Origin of the sequence: Synechococcus sp. 8F6 (assembly GCF_002252665.1) — a bacterium.
Classification (GTDB): Bacteria; Cyanobacteriota; Cyanobacteriia; order PCC-6307; family Cyanobiaceae; genus Cyanobium_A.
The window spans coordinates 15,993-37,683 of record NZ_NQKZ01000008.1; the positions used below are offsets into that span (position 1 = coordinate 15,993).

At 67.7% G+C, this 21,691-nt stretch carries 25 protein-coding genes and 1 other RNA gene; 15 read left to right on the forward strand and 11 right to left on the reverse strand.

Annotation, left to right across the window (positions count from 1 at the left end):
- Positions 1-36: 36 nt before the first annotated feature.
- Complete coding sequence (locus CJZ78_RS07360) at positions 37-1,215, forward strand: class I SAM-dependent methyltransferase (RefSeq protein WP_233128568.1); 1,179 nt, start codon at positions 37-39, stop codon at positions 1,213-1,215.
- On the opposite strand, the gene CJZ78_RS07365 is transcribed toward CJZ78_RS07360, so the two are convergent.
- The 3 genes from CJZ78_RS07365 to CJZ78_RS07375 are packed head-to-tail and all read right to left on the reverse strand — an operon-like array spanning position 1,175 to position 4,520.
- Positions 1,175-1,873 carry an SDR family oxidoreductase gene (locus tag CJZ78_RS07365; RefSeq protein ID WP_094560265.1) on the reverse strand — a complete coding sequence of 233 codons (699 nt, stop codon included), beginning with the start codon at positions 1,871-1,873 and terminating at the stop codon, positions 1,175-1,177. The two genes, CJZ78_RS07360 and CJZ78_RS07365, sit on opposite strands and share 41 nt — an antisense overlap.
- Positions 1,870-3,825, reverse strand: coding sequence for a glycosyltransferase (locus CJZ78_RS07370; protein WP_094560266.1), 1,956 nt, complete (start codon positions 3,823-3,825; stop codon positions 1,870-1,872). Before CJZ78_RS07370 ends, CJZ78_RS07365 begins: the two co-directional genes overlap by 4 nt.
- A complete protein-coding gene (locus CJZ78_RS07375) occupies positions 3,825-4,520 on the reverse strand; it encodes a DUF4079 domain-containing protein (RefSeq protein ID WP_094560267.1) in 696 nt (231 codons plus the stop codon). Before CJZ78_RS07375 ends, CJZ78_RS07370 begins: the two co-directional genes overlap by 1 nt.
- Positions 4,521-4,615: 95 nt before the next feature.
- Here CJZ78_RS07375 and CJZ78_RS07380 point away from each other — a divergent pair, with 95 nt between their 5' ends.
- From CJZ78_RS07380 to CJZ78_RS07395, 4 genes are all read left to right on the forward strand, one after another.
- Complete coding sequence (locus CJZ78_RS07380; RefSeq protein ID WP_094560429.1) at positions 4,616-5,614, forward strand: ATP-binding cassette domain-containing protein; 999 nt, start codon at positions 4,616-4,618, stop codon at positions 5,612-5,614.
- Positions 5,615-5,664: 50 nt separating this feature from the next.
- On the forward strand, positions 5,665-6,399 hold the full coding sequence (locus CJZ78_RS07385) for an ABC-2 family transporter protein (protein WP_094560431.1): 735 nt from the start codon (positions 5,665-5,667) through the stop codon (positions 6,397-6,399).
- A 3-nt stretch (positions 6,400-6,402) separates the two neighbouring features.
- Positions 6,403-7,206: an ABC transporter permease gene (locus CJZ78_RS07390; protein ID WP_094560268.1), complete on the forward strand. Its 804-nt coding sequence runs from the start codon at positions 6,403-6,405 to the stop codon at positions 7,204-7,206.
- 64 nt (positions 7,207-7,270) lie between these two features.
- Positions 7,271-8,662, forward strand: coding sequence for a Rieske 2Fe-2S domain-containing protein (locus tag CJZ78_RS07395; RefSeq protein WP_094560269.1), 1,392 nt, complete (start codon positions 7,271-7,273; stop codon positions 8,660-8,662).
- On the opposite strand, the gene CJZ78_RS07400 is transcribed toward CJZ78_RS07395, so the two are convergent.
- Positions 8,663-8,863, reverse strand: a complete 201-nt coding sequence (locus CJZ78_RS07400) for a Nif11 family protein (protein WP_094560270.1) — start codon at positions 8,861-8,863, stop codon at positions 8,663-8,665.
- A 165-nt stretch (positions 8,864-9,028) separates the two neighbouring features.
- On the opposite strand from CJZ78_RS07400, the gene CJZ78_RS14415 reads away from it, so the two are divergent.
- A complete protein-coding gene (locus CJZ78_RS14415) occupies positions 9,029-9,436 on the forward strand; it encodes a hypothetical protein (protein WP_233128569.1) in 408 nt (135 codons plus the stop codon).
- Here the strand turns inward: CJZ78_RS14415 and aroB are convergent.
- On the reverse strand, positions 9,421-10,542 hold the full coding sequence (gene aroB / locus CJZ78_RS07410; protein ID WP_094560271.1) for a 3-dehydroquinate synthase: 1,122 nt from the start codon (positions 10,540-10,542) through the stop codon (positions 9,421-9,423). The genes CJZ78_RS14415 and aroB overlap by 16 nt on opposite strands.
- 90 nt (positions 10,543-10,632) lie before the next feature.
- On the opposite strand from aroB, the gene CJZ78_RS07415 reads away from it, so the two are divergent.
- From CJZ78_RS07415 to ssrS, 3 genes are all read left to right on the forward strand, one after another.
- A complete protein-coding gene (locus tag CJZ78_RS07415; RefSeq protein WP_094560272.1) occupies positions 10,633-11,544 on the forward strand; it encodes a carbohydrate ABC transporter permease in 912 nt (303 codons plus the stop codon).
- A 65-nt stretch (positions 11,545-11,609) separates the two neighbouring features.
- Positions 11,610-12,821: a 5-(carboxyamino)imidazole ribonucleotide synthase gene (locus CJZ78_RS07420; protein ID WP_233128570.1), complete on the forward strand. Its 1,212-nt coding sequence runs from the start codon at positions 11,610-11,612 to the stop codon at positions 12,819-12,821.
- A 26-nt stretch (positions 12,822-12,847) separates the two neighbouring features.
- A non-coding RNA gene (gene ssrS / locus CJZ78_RS07425) (6S RNA) lies at positions 12,848-13,031 on the forward strand.
- A gap of 28 nt (positions 13,032-13,059) precedes the next feature.
- On the opposite strand, the gene CJZ78_RS07430 is transcribed toward ssrS, so the two are convergent.
- A complete protein-coding gene (locus tag CJZ78_RS07430) occupies positions 13,060-13,707 on the reverse strand; it encodes an NAD(P)H-dependent oxidoreductase (RefSeq protein ID WP_094560273.1) in 648 nt (215 codons plus the stop codon).
- Positions 13,708-13,785: 78 nt separating this feature from the next.
- On the opposite strand from CJZ78_RS07430, the gene CJZ78_RS07435 reads away from it, so the two are divergent.
- Entirely contained in the window at positions 13,786-14,217 is a 432-nt protein-coding gene (locus tag CJZ78_RS07435) for a hypothetical protein (RefSeq protein ID WP_094560274.1), read from the forward strand.
- Here CJZ78_RS07435 and CJZ78_RS07440 read toward each other — a convergent pair.
- Together CJZ78_RS07440 and clpS are read right to left on the reverse strand one after the other, a co-directional pair.
- Entirely contained in the window at positions 14,172-14,489 is a 318-nt protein-coding gene (locus CJZ78_RS07440; protein WP_094560275.1) for a DUF2103 domain-containing protein, read from the reverse strand. The two genes, CJZ78_RS07435 and CJZ78_RS07440, sit on opposite strands and share 46 nt — an antisense overlap.
- On the reverse strand, positions 14,489-14,779 hold the full coding sequence (clpS, locus tag CJZ78_RS07445) for an ATP-dependent Clp protease adapter ClpS (RefSeq protein ID WP_094560437.1): 291 nt from the start codon (positions 14,777-14,779) through the stop codon (positions 14,489-14,491). The genes CJZ78_RS07440 and clpS overlap by 1 nt, the downstream gene beginning before the upstream one ends.
- A gap of 149 nt (positions 14,780-14,928) precedes the next feature.
- On the opposite strand from clpS, the gene petN reads away from it, so the two are divergent.
- The 4 genes from petN (at position 14,929) to CJZ78_RS07460 (ending at position 17,841) form a co-directional block, all read left to right on the forward strand.
- Entirely contained in the window at positions 14,929-15,030 is a 102-nt protein-coding gene (petN, locus tag CJZ78_RS07450) for a cytochrome b6-f complex subunit PetN (RefSeq protein WP_094560276.1), read from the forward strand.
- A 20-nt stretch (positions 15,031-15,050) separates the two neighbouring features.
- A complete protein-coding gene (locus tag CJZ78_RS14050) occupies positions 15,051-15,203 on the forward strand; it encodes a hypothetical protein (protein WP_158217050.1) in 153 nt (50 codons plus the stop codon).
- A 143-nt stretch (positions 15,204-15,346) separates the two neighbouring features.
- Positions 15,347-16,456, forward strand: coding sequence for a CofH family radical SAM protein (locus CJZ78_RS07455; protein WP_369802037.1), 1,110 nt, complete (start codon positions 15,347-15,349; stop codon positions 16,454-16,456).
- Complete coding sequence (locus CJZ78_RS07460; RefSeq protein WP_143592867.1) at positions 16,453-17,841, forward strand: hypothetical protein; 1,389 nt, start codon at positions 16,453-16,455, stop codon at positions 17,839-17,841. Before CJZ78_RS07455 ends, CJZ78_RS07460 begins: the two co-directional genes overlap by 4 nt.
- Here the strand turns inward: CJZ78_RS07460 and psb29 are convergent.
- A complete protein-coding gene (psb29, locus tag CJZ78_RS07465; RefSeq protein ID WP_094560441.1) occupies positions 17,777-18,523 on the reverse strand; it encodes a photosystem II biogenesis protein Psp29 in 747 nt (248 codons plus the stop codon). The genes CJZ78_RS07460 and psb29 overlap by 65 nt on opposite strands.
- A gap of 49 nt (positions 18,524-18,572) precedes the next feature.
- On the opposite strand from psb29, the gene clpP reads away from it, so the two are divergent.
- Positions 18,573-19,190 carry an ATP-dependent Clp endopeptidase proteolytic subunit ClpP gene (gene clpP / locus CJZ78_RS07470; RefSeq protein WP_254987201.1) on the forward strand — a complete coding sequence of 206 codons (618 nt, stop codon included), beginning with the start codon at positions 18,573-18,575 and terminating at the stop codon, positions 19,188-19,190.
- Between the two features lie 87 nt (positions 19,191-19,277).
- Here the strand turns inward: clpP and ftsH are convergent, their stop codons facing one another.
- Positions 19,278-21,233, reverse strand: a complete 1,956-nt coding sequence (gene ftsH, locus CJZ78_RS07475; protein ID WP_094560279.1) for an ATP-dependent zinc metalloprotease FtsH — start codon at positions 21,231-21,233, stop codon at positions 19,278-19,280.
- Positions 21,234-21,356: 123 nt separating this feature from the next.
- The gene (locus CJZ78_RS07480) at positions 21,357-21,650 is read right to left on the reverse strand and encodes a DUF1830 domain-containing protein (RefSeq protein WP_198953860.1); all 294 of its coding nucleotides are present in this window, start codon (positions 21,648-21,650) and stop codon (positions 21,357-21,359) included.
- Between the last annotated feature and the right edge of the window lie 41 nt (positions 21,651-21,691).

Sequence of the window (21,691 nt, forward strand, 5' to 3'; positions counted from 1 at the left end):
AGCGAAGATGCATTCTCCCTGAGCAGGCGTCTGAGCGTGAGCTTGCCCCCCTGGCTGCTGCAGCGCTTCGAGGCCGTCGGCGCAGCGGTCCCCTTTCGCACTTACATGGAATGGGTGTTGCACGATCCGTTGCATGGCGCCTATGGGGCTGGCCGGCTGCGCATCGGCCCGGCGGGGGATTTCGCCACTGCCCCCTCCCTGGGGCCCGATTTCGCCGCCCTGCTAGCTCCCCAGCTGGCCGAGTGGCTCACTGCCCTGGCGGCCGGTCCCGGTCCCCTTGCTCTGGTTGAGGCAGGGCCCGGCGAGGGCAGCCTGGCCCTGCAGCTGGCCGAGGCCCTGGTGGCGGGTTGGCCCCAGCTGGCCCAGCGCCTGGAGCTGGTGCTGGTGGAGCCCAACGGGGGCATGGCGGCCCGTCAGCAAGCCCTGCTGCAGGACTGCCCCTTGCCCTGTCGCTGGGCCAGCTTCGCGGAGCTGGCGGCCTCACCGCTGCGCGGTGTGGTGCTCGCCCATGAGGTGCTCGATGCCCTGGCGGTGGAGCGGATCGAGTGGGACGGGGCGCTCTGGCGCCAGCAAGTGGTGGCGCTGCACGAGGGTCCTGGGGCGGAGCTCTCGCTGCGGCTGGAGCCCGGCGCGCCCCTGGAGCCGGCAGCGGCCGCCCAACTCGAGCCCCTTGGACTCCTGCCCCCATCGCTCCAGCGCCCGCCCGGCTGGTGCAGCGAGCTGCACCCGGGCCTGGCCCCCTGGCTTAGCGAGTGCGCAGCAGCCGTGGCCGAGGGCCAGCTGCTGGTGATCGACTACGCCTTAGAGGCCTGGCGCTACTACGCCCCCCAGCGCTCTGGCGGCACCTTGATGGCTTATCGGGGCCAGCAGGCCAGCGGCGATCCGCTGCTGGAGCCAGGCGCTTGGGATCTCACAGCCCATTTGTGTGTTGAGAGCGTCGATGCTGCCGCCGCCGCCAGCGGCTGGCTGCCCCTGGGCCAGTGCCGCCAGGGCCAGGCCCTACTCGCCCTGGGCTTGGCCGAGCGGCTGCACGGGCTGCAGCAGGAGGCCCCGGCGGCGCTGGCCACCGTGCTGGCCCGGCGCGAGGCCCTGCTGCGGCTGGTGGATCCCGGGGCCCTGGGGGATTTCCGCTGGCTGGCCTACGGCCGGGGTGGGACCCCGGAGCTACCCCGCTTCAGCCGGGAGCCGGGATCGCTGTCTCCAGCCAATGGTTGAGGGACTGGGGCTGCTGGGTGGGACTGCTGGTGATTTCGATGATCTGCCCGCTGGCGGCCGGGGTTTCGAGGGCTTCTAGGCACACCCGGGCCACCAGGCGGCGGGGCAGGCTGCTGCTCTCCTGCTGGTTAGGGCCCGAATAAACCACCCCCTCCCTTTCGCTGCGGCTGTCGTCCTCACTGAGGCCGCCGGGGCGCACCACGGTCCAGTCGAGTCCGCTTTCTTCAAGCCAGCGCTCGCCCAGGCGTTTCCACACCAGGATCAAGCCAAACAGGTTTAGGGGGTGCTGCCAGCGACCGGCGCAGAGGGAGCTCACCAGCACCACCCGCTTCAGGCCCACCGCCTGGCAGGCGCGGATCTGGTCGCGCACCCCGAAGGCATCCACCTTGAGGGGGCCGGCCAGATCCACGGATGGCCTGGCGCCAGTGGCGATCACCAGGGAGTCACAGCCGCTCAGGGCGGCATGCAAGGCCTCGGTGGCACTTAGATCCAGTCGCCGCACATCGAGCCGCCCTTGCTGCTCTGCTTCGGCTAGGGCTGCTGGCAGCACGGAGCCGGGCCGCACGATCGCCCGCACCGCCAGGCCCCGCTTCAAGGCTTCATCCACCACCCGCCAGCCGGTCTTTCCGGATGCTCCCGTTACTGCTACCAGGCTCATCGCTGCATCTCCTCCATTCCAGCTCCATGTTGCTCGTTTGGCGGATTGGCTGGCAGCAGGCTGCGCCTCAGCCAGGTTTCAGCTGCCAGTGGCCGCAGCAGCCGGCTCAGGATCACAGCCAGGGCAAGCGGTTCGGCAGGCGCCCGCCGCGTCGGCCACTGGCCATCGCGGCGGTATAGCCGTTGCTGCAGCCACTCCTTGCGCTCCTCCGCAGGCTCGCTTGAAATCGGTGCCCAGCTGCAGCCCAGGCGCCTGCCATAGCAGGCCTCGAGCCTCAGGAGCCAGCGACGGCCGTCGCTGGTGGCGAGTTCCAGCTCTTGCCCCGGCTGCGGCGCTTCCCGCTCCAGTTCAAGCTCGAGGCCCGCTTCGCTTAAGGCCACCAGTTGGGCGGGCTGGCCAGCTAGCTGCACCGCCTCTCGCCAGGCCAGCCAGGGCACCGCATCGCTGCGGGGCCGATCCCAGCAGCAGCGCAGGGCGGCCAGCAGCAGCAGCACATTCACCAGGGCCCAGCCCACCCCGAGGGCCAGGGTGGCCTTGCTCTCGGGCAATAGGTCCAGCCGGACACCGCTGGCGATGGGCAGCAGATTCAGCAAGGCGACCAGCTGCAGGCTGAGCAGGGCCAGCAGGGGCAACAGCAGACGCGGTTTGGGGCTGGTTTGGCGGCCGCTGGCCAGGGCCTTGGGTGTGACCCGGAAGGGCAGGGGCCTGCCCAGCAGGGTGCTCAGCACCGCTCCCACCAGCGGCAGCAGCACCACCAGGCGGTAGAGCTCGCTGGTGAGTGCGGTGCGGCTGTGGGCCGTAAACCAGCGAGCCAGCACCAGCTGGGCGCCGTAGAGGGGCAGGGCCATCTGCAGCAGTCCGGCACCGCTGACGCGCAGTGGCGCGATGCCCAGCACCCCCAGGCTCAGGGGCATCAGCAGCAGCACCAGCTGGGGCAGGGCGTTGAGCCAGTGCAGGATCCCCTCGAGAAAGGCAAGCCGCTGGATCGGATTAAGGCCCTTGATCAGTAGGGGGTTGGCACCGGTGCGCAGGGTCTGCAGGGTGCCGCTGGCCCAACGGCAGCGCTGGCGGGCAAAGGCGGCGGCGGTGAGGGGCGCCAAGCCAGCGCTGAGCTTCTCCGGTACAAACAGCAACCGCCAGCCGGCGGCTGTGAGCCGAATGCCGGTGGCTAGGTCTTCCGAGGGGGTGCCCGTCTCGAAGCCACCCACCGCCAGCAGGGCTGAGCGGCGCAGCACAAACGACGTCCCGGCACACACCACCGCCCCGAGCCGTTGGCGCACTGGTTCAATCCAGCGGTAAAAGCTCTCCTCATCCGGCAACAACCACCGCTCCAGAGCCAGGTTGCGGATCACCGGATCGGCATTCATATAGGTCTGGGGTGTCTGCACCAGGCCCACTTCGGCTCTATCAAATAGCCCAACCGTTCGCTCCAGGAAGCCCCGCACCGGCACAACGTCCGCATCGAATACGGCGATCAGCTCGCCCTGCAGGTCCGGCAATACATGGTTGAGGTTGCCTGCCTTGGCATGCTCCCGCCGCTCGCGGCTGCGGTAGTGACAGCCCAGGCGCGCGCACAGCTCCGCCAGCTCCGGCCTGCCGGAATCGTCGAGGAGCCAGAGGTGGTAGCGGCCGTAATTGAGGGCGCGGCAGCCGCGCAGGCAGCGCTCCACCACCTCGATCGGCTCGCCGTAGCTCGGCACCAGCACATCCACCCAGGGCAAGCTGGCGGCCTGCTTGGGGTCTGGGCTAGGCGCTGCTTGTCTTTGGGCCGGCGCCAGGGTGAACAGCAGCTGCAGGAAGCCGTGGGCCAGCAGCCAGAGCTCGGCTGCCAGCAGTAGCAGGCTCAGCGCCGCAGCCAGGGGGCTATCGAGGTTCAGGGTGGCTGTGCAGCGCCAAAAGACGTAGCGACCCGCCAGCAGGGCCAACAGCGCTACGGCCCAGGGCAGGCGCATCAGCCCGGTGGAGCCAGGGGCGGGCAGACGCGCAAGCTGAAGTCACAGCTCCAGATGGTGGCTTTTTGCCAGCTCAGGGGAATTTCCAGCAGGTCCCTCGGGCCCGTGATCCCCTGGGCCAGAAAGATCAGGGCCGCCAGGGCGTTGGCGCTGAGGTGAAGGCGCCGCCAGCGCATTTGGCGCTGGATCTCCGGACGGGCCGCTAGGGAGAAGAGCAGCAAGCCGGTGAGCCCCATGCCGCCCCAGAAATGGGATTGCCAGAAGGCTGGATCGAGGGGGTTGTCGCTGAGCCGCCAGATTTCAGGCTGCATGCCCAGGCCGATCACCCCGATCCAGCAGAGCAGGGCAAAGCTGGCCCGGTAACTGGCTTGCCGCACCCGCCACAGAGCTACCAGGGCCAGCACGCTGCCAGTCAGCACGAGCAGCAGCAGGGAGCTGCGCATGGCGTCGAGCTGGCTGGGCTTCTGGGTGAGAATCACCACTGCATAGGCAAGCAGCTGGATGGCCACCACCGAGCTGGTGAGCCAGCGCCCCAGGGCGGTGTGTTCGCTGCCGGCACTTGCTGGCGCCTTGCCTGGGTTGAGGCGGCGCCGGCGGGTCTGGATGGCCAGCTGCAAGACAGCGCCCAGCAGGGGAAAAACCAGGGCTACCGCCAGGGCGGGATGGAGCAGCCAGAGCCAGTCAACGCTGGTCATCGTCTTGGAGGCTGTAGTTATGCGGTGCCTAAACCCTAATCAGCCCAGTTGGCTGCCTACCGTGCCCTGGATAGCAGAACGTTGTGGCAGGGCCAATCATTCGCGCTAGTGGGCTGAGCAAGACCTACCGAATCAGCGAGAAGCAGCCTGGCCTGGCCGGCACAATCCAGCATCTGCTGCGGCGGCGCCATCGCGATGTGTTGGCGGTGGATGGAATCAGCTTCACGATCGAGCCCGGGGAGATCGTTGGCTTCCTGGGCCCCAATGGCGCCGGCAAGACCACCACCTTGAAGATGCTCACCGGCCTGATCCACCCCAGCGGTGGCGAGCTGGAGGTGGCAGGCCACGAGCCCTTTCGGCGTCAGGCCCGCTTCTTGCGCCAGATCACCCTGGTAATGGGCAACCGCCAGCAGCTGATCTGGGACCTTCCGGCCCTCGATTCGCTGCGGGTGAATGCGGCGGTGTATGGCATCGAGGAGGCCGAGGCGAGGCGCCGCATCGCCGAGCTGGCCGAGATGTTGGAGCTGGGTCCCGAGCTGCAGCGCCCCCTGCGCAAGCTCTCGCTCGGTCAGCGCATGAAGGCCGAGCTGCTGGCGGCGCTGCTGCACCGGCCCTCGGTGCTGTTTCTCGATGAGCCCACCCTGGGGCTGGATGTGAATGCCCAGGCGCGGGTGCGCGATTTCCTGGCCGACTACAACCGCCGCACCGGCGCCACCGTGCTGCTCACCAGCCACTACATGGGCGACATCACCGCCCTCTGCCCGCGGGTGCTGCTGATCCACCAGGGTCAGCTGTTCCACGATGGCTCCCTCGCCGACCTCACCCAGCGGCTGGCCCCCTGCCGCCAGGTGCGCCTGGAGCTATCCGACCTGCAACCAACCGAGGCCTTCGCGTGCTTTGGTGTGATCGAGGCGCACCAGGGCCACCAGGTGCGGCTGTTGGTGCCGCGCGCGCAGCTCACCGAGCGGGTGGCGGTGCTGCTGGAGCGCTTTGCGGTGGTGGATCTGGAGGTGAGTGATCCACCGATCGAGGAGCTGATCGGTGGGTTGTTTCGCCAGCGCGGGGAGGCTTCGGTGACGGGAGGGGTGCCTTGAGCTGGGCCTGGCGCGTGGCGCGGGCGCTGCTGGGCAGCCAGTACGCGCTGATGCTCGAATACCGGGCCGAGATCGCCCTCTGGGCCCTCTCGGGCGTGCTGCCCCTGATCATGCTGGGGGTGTGGAGCGGCTCGGGCGCCGGCGTAGCGGCGGGCCTGACGCCCCAGCAGATCAGCCACTATTTCCTGGCGGCGTTTGTGGTGCGCCAGTTCACGGTGGTGTGGCTGATCCACGTGTTTGAGGAGGATGCCCTGCAGGGCCGCCTCTCGCCCCTGCTGCTGCAGCCCCTGGCGCCGCTGTGGCGCTACCTGGCGGCTCATTTCAGCGAGCAGGCCACTCGCGTGCCGTTTGTGCTGCTGATGCTGGTGGTGGTGGGGCTGGCAGCGCCGGGGGTGCTGTGGTGGCCTTCGCCCGCTGAGCTGCTGCTGGGACTGCTGGCGATTCAGGCAGCCTTCCTGCTGCGGTTTGTGTTGCAGGTGATCGTCACCACCTTGTGCTTCTGGAGCGAGCGGGCGGCGGCGCTGGATCGCCTGCTGTTGATCCCCTACCTGTTTCTCTCCGGTCTGGTGGCCCCGCTCGACACCTTTCCGCCGGCGGTGCGGCGGCTGGCCCTGGCCACGCCCTTTCCCTGGATGGTGGATTTCCCGGCCCGGCTGCTGGCCGGTGAGCCGGTGAATGTGGCGCTGGGATTCGGCGCCATCGCTGCCTGGTGTCTGCTGCTCTGGCCGATCAGTCGTGTGCTGTGGCGGGCCGGCCTGCGGCGCTACTCGGCGATGGGGGCCTGAAGCATGAAGCGCTACTGGCGCAGCCTGCGTTGCTTCTGGGGCACCTCGCTGGCGGCCGAGCTCGAGTATCCGCTCAATGCGGCGATTGAATTCGTGTCGGTGCTGGGCAACCTGGCCGGCAGCCTGTTTGTGCTGCAGCTGCTGTTTGCCGGCGGCCCCAGCCTGGGGGGCTGGAGCTGGAGCGGGGCGCTGGTGGTGCTGGGGCTCTACACCCTTCTGGATGGCTTCACCACCTGCGTGCTGCAGCCCAACCTCAGCCGCATCGTCAGCCACGTGCAGACGGGCACCCTGGATTACGTGCTGCTCAAGCCGATCGACAGCCAGTTCTGGCTCTCGGCCCGCACGGTGTCACCCTGGGGCCTGCCGGCGGTTGCAGCGGGGTTGGGGCTGATCGGCTGGGCCCTGGCCCAGGGCGGCCCCGAGGCTGCAGCTGGCCTGCGCTCGCTCGGGGCCGTGCTGCTGCCCCTGGCGCTGCTGCTGGCCGCCCTCGCGATCCTTTACAGCCTCTGGTTTGTGCTGGCGGCCCTGAGCATCTGGTTTGTGAAGGTGTGGAATGCCACCGAGGTGCTGCGCTACACGCTGGTCGCCGGTCGCTATCCGGTGAGCGCCTATCCGCCGGCACTGAGGTTGCTGTTCACCTTCGTGCTGCCCGTGGCCTTTCTCACCACCGTGCCGGCCGAGGCGCTTTTGGGCCGGGGCTCGGCGCTGTGGGCCATCGGTTCGCTGCTGGTGGCGGCGCTGTGCCTGGCGGGCAGCCGGCTGCTGTGGCGCTTCGCCCAGCGTTCCTACACCTCGGCATCGAGTTGAGCGGCCTCCAGCGAGGGCGCGCCATCATCAGCGCCAACCCTTTCGTCTTCTCTGCGGTTTCTCCATGGTTGTGTCCCCCACCGTTGTTGCCGCAAGCGATGCCGCAAGCGATGCCGCCAGCCAGGAGCGCTGGCAAGAGCACTGGCAGCAGCGCTGGTATCCGGTGGCCTACCTCCAGGATCTGGATCCCCGCCAACCCACGGCTTTCACCCTGCTGGAACAGGACCTGGTGCTCTGGTGGGACGCTGCCGCCGGCCAGTGGCGCGCCTTCGCCGACGTGTGCCCCCACCGGCTCGTGCCCCTCAGCGAAGGCCGGCTCAACGGCCGGGGTGAACTGGAGTGCCCCTATCACGGCTGGAGTTTCAATGGCGAGGGCCGCTGCACCGCCATCCCCCAGGCCGATCCCGGGGCGGTTGCCACCGCCTGCGCCAGTGCCCGCAGTGCCTGCCGCGCCTATGCCACGGCCACCGGCCAGGGGCTGCTGTTTGTGTTCGCCGGCGACCCGGAGCGGGCGGCAACGGCGCCCCTGCCCCTGGTGCCGGTGCTCGAGGAACCCGGCTGGCTGGTGCAAGACACCTTCCGCGACCTGCCGATGGATGCCCTCACCCTGCTGGAAAACGTGCTCGACGTGAGCCACGTGCCCTTCACCCACCACCGCACCGTAGGCCGCCGCCAGAACGCCGCGCCCGTTGCCGCCGAGCTCACCAGCTCCGGGCCCGAGGGGTTCACCCTGGCCTGGCCGGAGGGGCCGCGGCGGGGCAAGCTCGGCAGCCAGTTCACCACCTTCGTGGCCCCGGGCCTGATGTGGCACGACCTCACCGCCAAGGGGTTCGCCCGGTTCATGACCGTCGTGTACGCGACGCCGATCCGGGCTGGGGAATGCCGCCTGTTTGCCCGCTTTCCCTTCCAATTCCGCTCGGCCTTGCCGCGGCTGCTGCTGCGCGCCCGGCCGGTGTGGCTGCAGCACCTCGGCAACCACACGGTGCTCGAAGACGACCAGGTGTTTCTGCACGGCCAGGAGCGGGTTCTGGCGGAGCGGGGCGGCAGCGGCGCCCTGGCCCAAGCCTGCTTCCTGCCCACCAGCGCCGATGTCTACGTGCAGGCGCTGCACAACTGGGTCAACACCATCGCTGGACCACCGGCTCCCGGCAGCGCCCTCCCTCCCCGCTGGGGTCGGGCGGCCTTGATGGACCGCTACGACAGCCACACCCGCCATTGCCGGGCCTGCTCCGGTGCCCTGCGGGGTGTGCGCCGCTGGCGGCCGCTGGTGCTGGTGGCCTTGGGACTGGAGCTGGTGCTGGCGGCCTGGCTGCCGGGAGCCGCTGCTCGCGTTGGCCTGCTGGTGGCCCTGGGCTTCACGGCACTGCTGCTGCGCCAGCTCAACCGCTGGGAGCGCTTGCTGCTGCGCGGCGACGGCCATCCGCCCCGCAATGCCCTGGATCGGCGTGACGCCTGATCAGCCCCTTTCCTGGCGCAGGGGCTGCTCGCGGCAGTGGAGTTGCCAGGCCCGCAGCAGGTCGACACGGGTGATGCGATAGCCCAGCTGGCGGGAGGCCAGCACCAGCTCCTGCTGGGAGCGGCAGTGCCGCAGCGCCCTTTGCACCGTGGTGTCGGCTTCGGCGTCTTCCACCAACCGTTCCAGTTCGCTCCAGCTCATCGCGCGGCCGTCCGGGCCTCTCACCATGCCCAGCGCAGCGCCAGGGTGCAAGGTTCCGTTCGTCACCAAGCGCGGAAGGATCAGGGCTGCTGATCGGCGCCCTCAGACGATTGGCAATCCGGGCTGGCGGCCCTAGCTAGGAGGGAGAAAAGCCGGGCCTGGGTGATGGTGAACAAACCCACGGATCAACCCGGGGATCAACCCGGGGACCAACCCGGGGATCAACCCGGGGATCAACCCAGGGACCGCGCTGAAGAGGGTTTTGAGGTGGAGCCGCCGCCACCGATCACACCCCATGCCACGCCGGTGATGGATGAGCAGGGCCAGCTCACCTATGTCGGCGATGACGGTCGCCGCTACGTGGTGGGCTTGCCGCCGGAGGCCGATGAGCAAAGCGTGGAGCGGGTGATGGCCACCCTGGCTGCCGGCGGCGACCTGTTTCAGCAGATCGAGGGGCTTTGTCATCGCTGGATCTCAGCCGTGACCGGCCCCGACCTCGACTCCCGGGCGGCCTTGGTGCTGCTGATCACCACCTTGGAAACGGCCCTGGAAGATGCCTACGGGGAGGCGTAGAGCGCGCGGCGGATGATCGCCTCGCTCACGTCGCTGCGGATCTCCACGCTGCCGATCGCTGTGGGTAGCACGAAGCGCACCTGGCCGTCGCGCACTTTCTTGTCCCCTTGTAGGCAGGTGAGCACCGCTTCGGGGTTGAGCTCCGGCCAGCGGTGGGGCAGGCCGGCCGCTTCAATCAGGGCCAGCTGGCGTTGCTGCTCGGCAGCGCTCCAGAGGCCCATGGCCAAGGCGATCTCGCCGGCGGCGGCCATGCCGATGGCCACCGCCTCGCCATGCAGCCAGGTGCCGTAGCCGCAGAGGGCTTCCACCACATGGCCCAGGGTGTGGCCGTAGTTGAGGATCGCCCGCAGGCCGCCCTCGTGTTCATCGGCGGCCACCACACGGGCCTTGGCTGCGGCGGAGCGCTCCAGCAGGGTCTGCAGCAGCTCGGGCCCCACCGCTGCCATCGCGCTGAGGTTGCCGGCTGCCTCCAACGCAGCAAACAGCTCGGCGTCGCCGATCACGCCGTACTTGATCACCTCGGCCATGCCGGCTCGAAATTCCCGCTCCGGCAGGGTGGAAAGGGTGGTGGGATCGATCAGCACCAGCCGCGGCTGGTGGAAGGCGCCGATCAGGTTCTTGCCGCCGGGGTGGTTGACGCCCGTTTTGCCGCCGATGGCCGCATCCACCATCGCCAGCAGCGTGGTGGGCACCTGCACCACGGCGATGCCGCGCAGCCAGGTGGCGGCGGCAAATCCCGCCATGTCGCCCACCACACCGCCGCCCAGGGCCACGATCAGCGAGCCGCGCTCAAGCTTGCGGGCGAAGGCAGCGTCGTGGATCAGTCCCACGGTGGCAGGTGTTTTCTGGTCTTCGCCCGCCTCAATCACCAGGGTGCTGGCGTCGAAGCCGGCGGCCTGCAGGCTGGCCAGGGCGGTGGCGCCGTAGTGCTCCTGCACCACGGGGTTGGTCACCATCAGCACCTTGGTGCCGGCCTTGAAGCCCCGCGCGCGAATCTGCTCGCCCAGGCCGGCCAAGGCGCCGGCGCCGATCACCACCGGGTAGGGGTTGGCGCTGAGCTCTACCGCGATGGTGCGCAGCGGGCAGGCGGCTGGGGTCGCAGTCATCGGTAGGGGCGGGCGTCGCCTGAGGCTAAAGCCGCCCCTGGGACAGCACTGCGGCAGCGGGTTCCACAATGGAACGACCCGGAGTTGTCCATGTCTCTCTCCGCCCCCCGCACGGCCACAGCCTGGGGTTTTCTGCTGCCGGCCCTGGTGCTGATCGGGCTGTCGGTGCTGATCCCGGCGGCGATGGCCCTGGTGATGAGCGTCAGCCAGGCTGGCCTGGATGTGAGTGAGCCCCTGCGCTTCGTGGGCCTGGCCAACGTGCGGCGGCTGCTGGCCGATCCGATGTTTTTCCGGGTCACCGGCACCACTTTTCTCTACCTGGTGGGTGTCGTTCCCCCGATCGTGATCGGTGCCCTGGCCCTGGCGGTGCTGGTCAACCGCCAGCTGCCGGGGATGCATTGGTTTCGAGGCGCCTTTTACACGCCGGTGCTGGTGTCGATCGTGGTGGCGGCGATCGCCTTCCGCTGGATCTACGCCGAAAACGGCTTGATCAACGGCTGGTTGAGCGCGCTTCTGCGCGACGGCTGGCTGAGTGCCCTTCTGCCTGGCTCTTTTCAGCCCATCGGTTTCCTCACTTCGCCGCTGCTGGCGCTTCCCTCGGTGATGCTCGTCACCCTGTGGAAGGGGCTGGGGTACTACATGGTGATTTTTCTGGCCGGCCTGCAGGGCATCTCCCCCGACCTCTACGAAGCGGCGGCGCTCGATGGCAGCGAGGGTTTGCGCAAGCACCTCGACATCACCCTGCCCCTGCTGCGCCCCTACATCACCCTGGTGGCGGTGATTTCGGCGATTGCCGCCACCAAGGTGTTTGAGGAGGTCTACCTGATGACCCAGGGAGGACCGGCCGACTCCACGCGCACGCTGGTCTATTACGTCTACGACCAGGCCTTCGCCGAGCTGGAGATCAGCTACGCCTGCACGATCGGGCTGGCGTTGTTTCTGATCGTGCTGCTGCTCAGCCTGGTGCGGTATCTGTTCGCCGGCGACCGCGGATTCAGCTGACCCCCGGCGCCGTAACCTGATGGATTGCCATCGAGAAGGGGCGATTCCCGACTCAGCCAACACCTATGGCCGAGCCAACAGCCACCCCCTTGATGCCATCCATCGGCGTGGTGGGTGGCGGCCAGCTGGCCTGGATGCTCGCGGCGGCGGCCCAGCAGCTGCATGTGCCTCTGCATGTGCAAACCCCGGGGGCCCACGATCCCGCCACAGCCCTGGCCACCAGCGTGGTGCAGGCCGAACTTGACGACATCGCTGCCACCCGCGAGCTGGCCCGTCGCTGCAGCGCCATCACCTTTGAAAACGAGTGGGTCGACCTGCCGGCCCTCGCGCCGCTCAGTTTTGACGGCATCAGTTTTCTGCCCAGCCTGGAAGCCCTCTCCCCATTGGTGAGCAAGCGCAGCCAACGTGAGTTGCTGCAGCAGTTGGGTTTGCCGGCTCCCCGTTGGTGTGATCTGCCCTCCGATGGGGTTTTGCCGGATGGCTTCTCCTACCCATTGATGGCCAAGGCCTCCACCGGCGGCTACGACGGCAAGGGCACGGCCGTGCTCCAGGGGCCAGAGGATCTCCAGGCGCTGCTGGCCCGTATTCCCGCCAGCGACTGGATCCTCGAGGAGCTGGTGTCCTTTGAGCTGGAGCTTTCCCAGCTCGCCTGCCGCGACCGGGCCGGCAATCTGCAGTGCTACCCGCTCGTGCAGACCCACCAGCATCAGCAGGTGTGTGACTGGGTGCTGGCACCGGCGTCCGTGCCCCATGCGGTGCAGGCCTACGCCCGCAACATCGCCGCCTCCCTGCTCACCGCTATCAACTATGTGGGGGTGCTGTCGATTGAGTTCTTCTACGGACAGGGCGGCCTCCAGGTCAATGAGATTGCCCCCCGCACCCACAACTCCGGCCACTTCACGATCGAGGCGGCTCACACCAGTCAGTTTGCGCAGCAGGTGCGCATCGTTGCCGGGCTGCCGATGGGACCCGTGGAGTTGCAGGTGCCCGGGGCCCTGATGGTGAATCTGCTCGGTTTTGAGAGCTCCGACGTCGACTACCAGAGCCAACGCGACGCTCTCGCGGCCCTGCCCCAGGCCACGGTGCATTGGTATGGCAAGCAGGGGTCCAGCCCGGGGCGCAAGCTGGGCCATGTCACCTTGCTGCTGGAGGGCGTCACCCCCCAGGAGCGGGACGATCAGGCGCAGCAGCTGCTGGAGCAGGTGCGCCTGATCTGGCCCCTACCCCCGGCGGCGGCACCAAGTGCCATGGCGCCATCGCCCGAGGAACCGGGCTGACTCGGCGCAAATCGGCTTACAGTGCCAGAGGACTGCCGCGTTGGTCACTGCCTTTTACAGTTTTCTGATCTGACTCCCTTTTCGACATGGGGGGTCTGCAGCGGAAGCAACGTAAGCCGGCCTCGTAGCCGGAAACGGCGCCCCGCCCTTGACCCCCCTTCTGGTTCCACCAGGTCGAACACTGGGGCAAAACGGCACGGCGGTCCACCCCATTTCCAACCTGATCACCCCTGCGCCTTCAGCGCACTTCGATCAGCTCACTAGCCGAGTAGCGCACCTTGGTCAGGCTGGCGTACTTGTCGCTGGCCGAGCGGTAGCCCACGGCGCACACCACGCAGCTGCGGTAGGGCGCGTTATCCAGCCCCAGGATGCGGTCATAGGCCGCTGGGTCGAAGCCCTCAATTGCGCAGGTGTCCACCTCCAGCAGGGCAGCGGCCGTCATCAAGGTGCCCAGGGCGATGTACACCTGGTTGCTGGCCCAGCGCTCGATCTGCTGGCTGCGGGGGCCGTTGATTAGATCAACGTCGATCATCTGGCGGTAGGAGGCCAGATCGGCGGGATCGAGGCCGCGGGTCTGGGCCATGGTTGTGATCAGTCGGTCGGCTTCCGCGGGGCCGATGTGGCGTTGCACCAGAAACACCACCAGATGGGAGGCGTCAGTGATCTGGCTCTGGTTCCACGACTCGGGCCGCAGCTGCTCGCGCACGGCTGGCTCGCGGATCACCAGGAATTTCCAGGGCTGCAGCCCGTAGCTCGACGGGCTCTGGACCAGGGCGTTCTCCAGGGCGCTCCAGGTGGCCGCGTCGATCCGGCGGCTTGGGTCGAACACCTTGGTGGCATAGCGCCACGCCATGGCCCCATCGAGCTGGGCTGGGGTGATCGGCATGGGCGGCGACAGGGGGCGGGATCAGGCGGCATTCTGGACGCCATGGTTGTTGAAGACGGGTTCTGCCCCCCTGCCTCGATGGAGTCCTTTCAGCAGGCTTTTGAGTCGTTGCTCTGCCTTGCTCCGGGGCCGGTTTTTCCCAGGGCCCGGGAGCTTTATTTGCGCAAATATCCGCTGGAGGGCAGGCTGATCGAAGACGGTGCGCCGGCTCCCTCCAGCGGGGTGCGCGATCGCTTCCGCACCTTTCTGCTCGAGGAGGAGATCCAGGAGTCGAGTGGTGGGATCGTGCGGGTGCGGGCCCTGGCGTTTGCGGTGGTGCACTGGCAGGCCCCCCAGGTCAACGCGAACGACTACACCGCCTATCTGCAGCAGCGCTGGCAGCTCCAGCCCGATGGGCTGTGCTTGGAGCCCGGCAGTTGGTTTCGCGAGGGGGGCGCCTATGCGCGCTTCCGGGCGCCGGCGGTTTACGAGCGATCGCCGTCCGGCGAATTGCTGTTGGGCGACGCCTGACCCAACAGCGCATCCAACTGCTGCTGCAGTTGCTCACGGCTCCAGCCGGTGACCACGAACACCTCCTGGGCACTGCTGCCGCGCCGGGCGACCAGCTTGTGGCCACCGGTGATTGGGGCTGACACCCGCAGCCGCAGCTGGGCGCTGCGGCCTCGCACCCGGCTGATCACCGCTGGGGTCACCGTGTCGATGCCGGGGCAGCGGGCCAGTCGCTTGAGCAGTGGCACCAGGCCCTCGACGTAGGTGCTGTGGGTGATCACTACCCGGCCCATCAGGCGGGCTCCAGGGGTGCCATGGTCAGCCCTTCGGCTCCGAGTTGCTGGTGGTAGAGCTCGGCCTGCTCCTGGGGCCCGCACCACACCACTGCCGAGCCCTCACTGTCGATGCGGTGCGCCAGGGCCCAGGCTTGATCTGGCTGCATCGCCGGGATCAAGCGCACCAGACACTCCACAACGTGCTGGAAGGTGTTCACGTCGTCGTCGAGCACCACCACCTTGAAGTGGGGGTAGGGCTGGCGCAGCCGCTGCCGCTCCTGCACGGCGGTGGGGGAGGAACTCACCATCAGCACCGGCTGAACCCCATCCCTAGCCCAAACATCCACAACAGTTTCACCTTCCACAACAGCCCAACCATCCATCACCAAGACCTCTACCGCAGACGCCTGATGGGCCCACCCTAGGTAAAGTGCCGCCAACGACTGATGGCAGCGCCATGTTGATCACTTTGGGTTGGGCGTCGCTGGCAGCCCTCTTCAGCTTCTCGATCGCGATGGTGGTCTGGGGTCGTCATGGCGACAACAGCATCAAGTTCTGACCGCGGCCCGGCAACTTTCGGTGCCTGAGCTGCCCATTTCCCTCCCCCAGCTGCTGTCGGCCATCGCCGCCTTGCTGCTGGTGTTTGTCAGTGGTGGGGTGATCTACCTCTCCACCGTTGAGTGGCGAGATCGCCGTCGCCGCAAGGCGCTTGAAGGCAAGCGACGCTCGTGATTGCTGCCGGGCTCGCCGACTGGGCCTGGCACACGGCCGATGAACTGTTGGTGCCGCCACCCGAGCAGGTGGCGCCCGGCTCCCTGTCTGACTTACTAGAGGCCATCGCCGATCTCCACGCTGCGGCTGGATCCGGCGAGGAATTGACTGATCCTGCAGCTCTGCCTCGGGCCTTGACACCGCTAGCCCTGGCCCTGCTCAGTCAGCCCAGCAGCGGCGCGGCCGACGAGCACCTGCGCGGCGCCGCCGATGCCCTGCGGCACGTCTTGGCGGGCAACACGGTCACCTACGTGGTGAACCGCAACCTCAACGTGTCCAACCACTGCATCAAGCACTGCAGCTTCTGCGCCTTTCGCCGCGATGCCGGTGAACCGGGTGCCTACTGGCTTGATGAAGCGGACCTGGAGCGGCGGGCCGCCGAGGCCTGCGATGCCGGTGCCACCGAGCTCTGCATCCAGGGCGGCCTTAACCCCGCGGCCACCGTGGAGGGCAGCCAGCTGGCCTACGCCGAACGGCTGCTGCAGCGGTTGCAGCAAGCTGCCCCGGGCCTGCATCTACATGCCTTCTCCCCCCAGGAGCTCCTGTATTTCGCCCAGCACGACGGTGTGCCCCTGGATCATGTGCTGGAGCGGCTGCAGGCGGCGGGGCTGGGCTCGGTGCCGGGTACGGCAGCCGAGGTGCTGAGTGAGCCTGTGCGGCGGGTGCTCTGCCCCGAGAAGCTGACGGCGCGGGACTGGGTGGCGGTGATGCTGCAGGTCCATCAGCACGGGCTGCCGTCCACCAGCACCTTGATGGCCGGCCACATCGAGGGCCCGGCCGATCGGGCGGCCCATCTGCTCACCCTGGTGGCCGTGCAGCGCTATGCCTGGCAGCATCAACGCCAGGGTTTCACGGAGTTTGTGCTGCTGCCGTTCGTGGGCGCCTCGGCGCCGGCCGCCCTGCGGGCCCGGGTGCGGCGCGACCAGCCCGATGCCGCGGCGATGCTGCGGCTCACGGCCCAGGCCAGGATTCTGCTGGGGCCCTGGTTTCCCTTCCACCAGCCGAGCTGGGTGAAGCTCACTCTCGCCGGCGCCACCGAAGCCCTGCGCTGGGGCTGCAACGACCTGGGCGGCACCCTGATGGAGGAGCACATCACCACGATGGCGGGGGCCAGCGGCGGCACTTGCCAGTCGCCCGAGGCTCTCGAGGCAGCAGCCCGTCAGCTGGGCCGTCCGGTGCGCCGCCGCACCACCCTCTACGGGGATGTGGCATGACGCGTTTGCGTTGGACCGCAGCCCTCACCGCTCTGCTGGTGCTGGTGCCGGCTGTTGTGTTGCTGCGCTGGCCCCGGCCGCGGGCCCAGGGTTTGGAGCGGCTGCTGGGTCAGGCGGCGCTGATGCAGAGCTTTCCCGCCTCGCCGCAGCGGCCCGTGCCGGCCCTGTGGAGTCAGCGGCTAGGCCCAGCTCTGGCCCGCAACGTCTGGCAGCAGCAGCGCCGGGTGTGGTGGCAGTTCTGGGGGCGCGACGGCGATGGTGGCGCCTACCTGGCGTTCCCTGCCCATACCCTGCCCCCGGCGCTCACGGCCGGCGCCACCAGTGGCCTGCCGCCCCACAGCCTTCGGGTCGATGACCTGGTGGTCGTCGCGGCCGATCCTCTCTCCCAGCAGCTGCTGCAGGACCAGCTGCGGCTGGCCCAGCGCCAGCGCCGCGGCCTGGAGCAGCGCTGTCTGCTGCGGCTGCAGCAGGAGCAGGCGGTGTTCTGGGCGCCCCTCGGCCTCGGGGTGATGGCCGGACCGATGGCGCCCCTGCTCCAGCGTTTCCAGGAGGGTTGCCTGAGCCTGCGGTTGGAGGGGGCCAGCTTGGGCCTGACGGGCGAGGCGAGTGCCGCCAGCGGCCTCCTGAGCGCCCCCGGCCGGCCCCAACCGGCTCCACCGCTGCCGCCTCTGCCCGCCGATTTGCTGCTGGAGTGGCGCGGCCCAGTTTTGGATGCGCTGGTGCAGGGACTGCTCAGCCGCCAGTTGATCCGCGAACCCTTGGCGGCCCGCTATGGCATCGGTGATGGCCAGCTGACCCTGCTGCGCCGGGTTCCCTTTGTGCTGCGGGTGCGGCCGCTGGCTCAGGGGCCGTTTCAGGCCGGTCTTGAGGTTCAGTTGCATGTCAGCGGCGAATGCCGCCCCTGGACCCAGCTGCTGGATGGATTGGTGGCGCCGCTGGAGGCGCAGGGTCTTGCCGCGACCCGCACCGGCTCAGCTGCCCTGCCCGCCATCAGCTGGCGCCGCGAGGATGGCCTGGTGGTGGGTGGCTGGCGCTGGGTGCTGGCCGCCTCGGGCGAGCCCCAACTGCTTCTGTATCTGGGGCCTGAGCCCCCCTTGGCCAACTCCGCTGCGACCCTTGCCAATCCAACCCTTGCCGCTCCCACCCCGTCCCTCGGGCTGCCCGGCTCAGCTGGGGCAACGGTGTTGCGGGCTCGCCCCCAGGCCTTGGCCCGCTTGGGCTTGCTGCCTCCGGAGCTGCCGGAGCTGGTGCAGCAGGCCGCCCAGCTGGATCTGGTGGCCATGCATGCGGCCAGTGGCGCCGGAGTGCTCGGCTCGCCCCTCAGCCAGCTGACGGGGCAGCTTCAGTTGCAGCTTCGCTCCCAGCGTCCGCCGGTGGCTCGCTAGCGCTGGGTGCAGCCTCAGCAGCTTGCTGCTGCCGTTCGCGTTTGCGGCGCTCAGCGGCAACGGTTTCCTCCATCAGTTCCACCGCCTGGGCCATCTTCTCGAGATTGTTGGCATAGAGGCTGATGTCCTTGTCGAGTCGATCGCGCAGCAGGCCCATGGCGCTGCCCAGGTCGTGGGCGTAGCTGCGCAGGGCCGTGGGATCCATGGCATCAGCTCCCTGGGCCTGCTCCAGCAGGCTCAGCAGGCCGACTGCCATCAGCCGGGAGTAGTGAAAGTCGGGCCGGCGGATGCTCGCCAAAGCAGCTGCAACCGGCTCGGGTGCACCGGCCCCTTCCTGCTCGATCCACTGCTTCACCTGCTCGACGCTGTGGCTGCCCATGGCGGCCATGGCCTGATCGCGCTGCTGACGCAGGGCGGCGGCATCAAAGCCTGAGGCGGAGCAGAGCGCTGCCAACAGCGGCTCCCGCTGGCTGTCGGGGCGATAGCCCTTGGCAAAGCTGTCGAACACCTGAATCAGCCCGCAGGCAAACAGGGGATCACTGCGAAAGCCGCTCTGGCGGCTGAGCAGGTGCAGCTCTACCAGCAGCTCATCCACCAGGCGCCGGTAGAGCGGCGCAATCACGTGGGGAAAGGTGCGGTGGAAGGCACGCTTGCTGTCGGCAACGGTGAGGGCTGCGCTCACGCTGAATCGGGCCAAGATCCGCCGACCCTAGCCGCCCAGGCTCAGTAGGATCGGGTCCAGTCGCTCCAACAGCTCCATGATCCCGATCGTGATTGAAGAGTCGGGCCGGGGTGAACGCGCATTCGACATCTATTCCCGTCTGTTGCGGGAGCGAATCATCTTCCTGGGCGAACCGGTCACGTCAGAGTCGGCCAACCGCGTGGTGGCCCAGCTTCTGTTTCTGGAAGCGGAAGATCCGGAGAAAGACATCTTCCTCTACATCAACTCCCCCGGCGGATCGGTGTACGACGGCCTCGGCATCTTCGACACGATGCAACACATCAAGCCCGATGTGCAGACCGTCTGTGTGGGGCTGGCCGCCTCGATGGGAGCCTTCCTGCTCTGCGCCGGCACCAAGGGCAAGCGCAGCAGCCTCACCCACTCGCGGATCATGATTCACCAGCCCCTGGGCGGTGCCCGCGGCCAGGCCAGCGACATCCGCATCCAGGCCGATGAGATTCTCTATCTCAAAAAGAAGCTCAACACGGAGCTGGCCGATCGCACCGGCCAGCCCCTGCCGCGCATCGAAGAGGACACTGACCGCGACTTCTTCATGTCGCCGGCTGAGGCGGTGGAGTATGGCCTGATCGACAAGGTGATCGAGAAGCGTCCCGTTCGACCCGTTTGAAGCTCAGCTTCGACTGATCTGAGGCCCAGCGAGGTTTCAAAAAAGCCCCTCCCGAGGTTGATCCACGGGGGGGCTTTTGGGTCTGGTTTAAGCAGCAGGGGCTGGTTCAGCCACAGCCGCATCAGAAAGAAGGGGCGAGAAACGCTCCTTCTCGGGGACTGTGGTGAATTCGGCAACGATGGCGCGGAACTCTTCACCATCGAGCGTTTCCTTCTCGATCAGAAGCTCCACCACCCGGTCCATGCAGGCGCGGTGCTCCGCCACCAGCTTCACCGTGTCGGCGTAGCAGCTCTGCACGATCTGGCGCACGGCGTCATCGATCTTGCTGGCAAGACGATCAGAGCCGTCGCTGCGGGTCATCAGGTCGCGGCCGAGGAACACCTCTTGGTTGCCCGCTTCAAACGACACCTGGCCGAGGTCACTCATGCCGAAGCGCGTCACCATCTGGCGGGCGATCGAGGCCACCTGCTGGATGTCGCCGCCAGCACCGGTGGTGACCTCCGCATAGCCGAACACCACATCCTCAGCAGCGCGGCCGCCCAGGGCGCCCATGATCCTTGCCCGCAGCTGGGCCCGGCTCACCAGCATCTGCTCTTCATCGGGGGAAAACCAGGTGAGGCCCTGGGCCTGACCCCGGGGGATCAGCGTCACCTTTTGCACCGGGTCGTGGGCCTGCACCAGGGTGCCCACCAGGGCATGGCCGACCTCGTGGTAGGCGATCAACCTCTTGCTGCGCCCGTCGGTGAGCGGTTTGCCCTCCATGCCGGCGATCACCCGGTCCACGGCGTCGTCGATCTCGGCCAAGGTGGTGGCTTCCTTGCGGCGGCGGGCGGTGAGGATCGCCGCTTCGTTGAGCAGGTTGGCCAGGTCGGCGCCTGAGAAGCCAGGGGTGCGGCGTGCGACGGCTTCGAGGCTCACATCCGGCGCCAGCTTTTTGTTGCGGCTGTGCACATTCAGGATCGACAGGCGCCCCTTGATGTCGGGCACGTCAACCTGCACTTGGCGGTCAAAGCGGCCGGGGCGTAGCAGCGCCGAATCGAGCACGTCGGCCCGGTTGGTGGCGGCAATGATGATGATGCCACTGTTGCCCTCGAAGCCGTCCATCTCCGTCAGGAGCTGGTTGAGGGTCTGCTCCCGTTCGTCGTTGCCACCTCCCACGCCGGCGCCACGCTGGCGGCCCACCGCATCGATTTCGTCGATGAAGATCAAGCAGGGGCTGTTTTCCTTGGCCCGCTTGAAAAGGTCGCGCACCCGGCTGGCACCCACGCCCACGAACATCTCCACAAATTCCGAACCGGAAAGGGAGAAAAAGGGCACGCCGGCCTCGCCGGCAATGGCCTTGGCCAGAAGGGTTTTGCCGGTGCCTGGAGGCCCAACCAGCAGCACGCCTTTGGGAATCTTGGCGCCCACGGAGGTGAAGCGCTCCGGCGTTTTCAGGAAGGTCACTACCTCTTGTAGGTCTTGCTTGGCTTCTTCCACGCCGGCCACGTCGTCAAATTTGACGCCGGTTTCGGCCTCCATCGCAAAGCGGGCCTTGGTCTTGCCGAACTGCATCGCTTGGCCGGGGCCGCCAGGCATGCCGTTACCGCGACGGGCCAGGAACACCAGCGAACCGATCAGCAGCAGCGGGAATAGCAGATTGCCCAGCAGTCCCAGAGCCGGAGGGGCGGTTTTGGGTGGATGGATGTCGAAGCTGATGGCCTGATCCTTGAGCTTGTTCACCAGCTCCGGCGCCACTCCTGGAAGATCCACCCGCAGCCGCTGCACCCGGTTGTCGAGGTCGGGATCCACCGCTTCGATCACGGCGCTACGGCCACCATCAAAGATGTCTACGGCCGTCACGCGTCCGGCGTCGACGTAGTCAAGGAAGCGGCCATAGCTCATGCGGGCTACCGCCGCATTGCGGGGCGCAACGGTGGGACTGGCGGAATTATTGGGATTGAAGCGGGCCGTGCCTCCGCTGCTCAGCAACTGCCATCCGAGAAAGGCAACCACCGCCAGGGGCAGCAGCCAGAGGGCAATCAGACGCCAGCGCTGGTTCATAGCTGAAACACATTCTTAACAAGTGTAACGGCGCTGCGGACCGCTGTAGCTTCCCTGGATGTGCTTGTTCACGCCGAATTCAACAGAGGCAGGCTGGCGCTCTGTGCACCATCGAACCCTTCTTCAGCCTGCTTGCGCCCAGGGCAGCTCGTTGAAGCTGGCACCGGCGAGGGCTTCGAGCTGGGCAGGACTGCTGGGTGGCTCAACCAGCAACTCCTGGGCCTGGATTGTTTCGACCAGTTCAGGACCGCCGAGGCCATGGGTCCAGATCTTGATCACGCTTAGTGGCGGGCATTGAAAGCTGAGGAGCTCAAACGGAAACACCACCCGTTCGAGGAAAAACTGCTCGGGTCCGACGCAGCGCAGGATCACCATGCGATCCCTGGTGTTGCGGTAGCCGCACGAGAGCAGAGTCAAGGCCAGTTCTGGTGAGGGCACACCATGAAGCCATCGCCTCA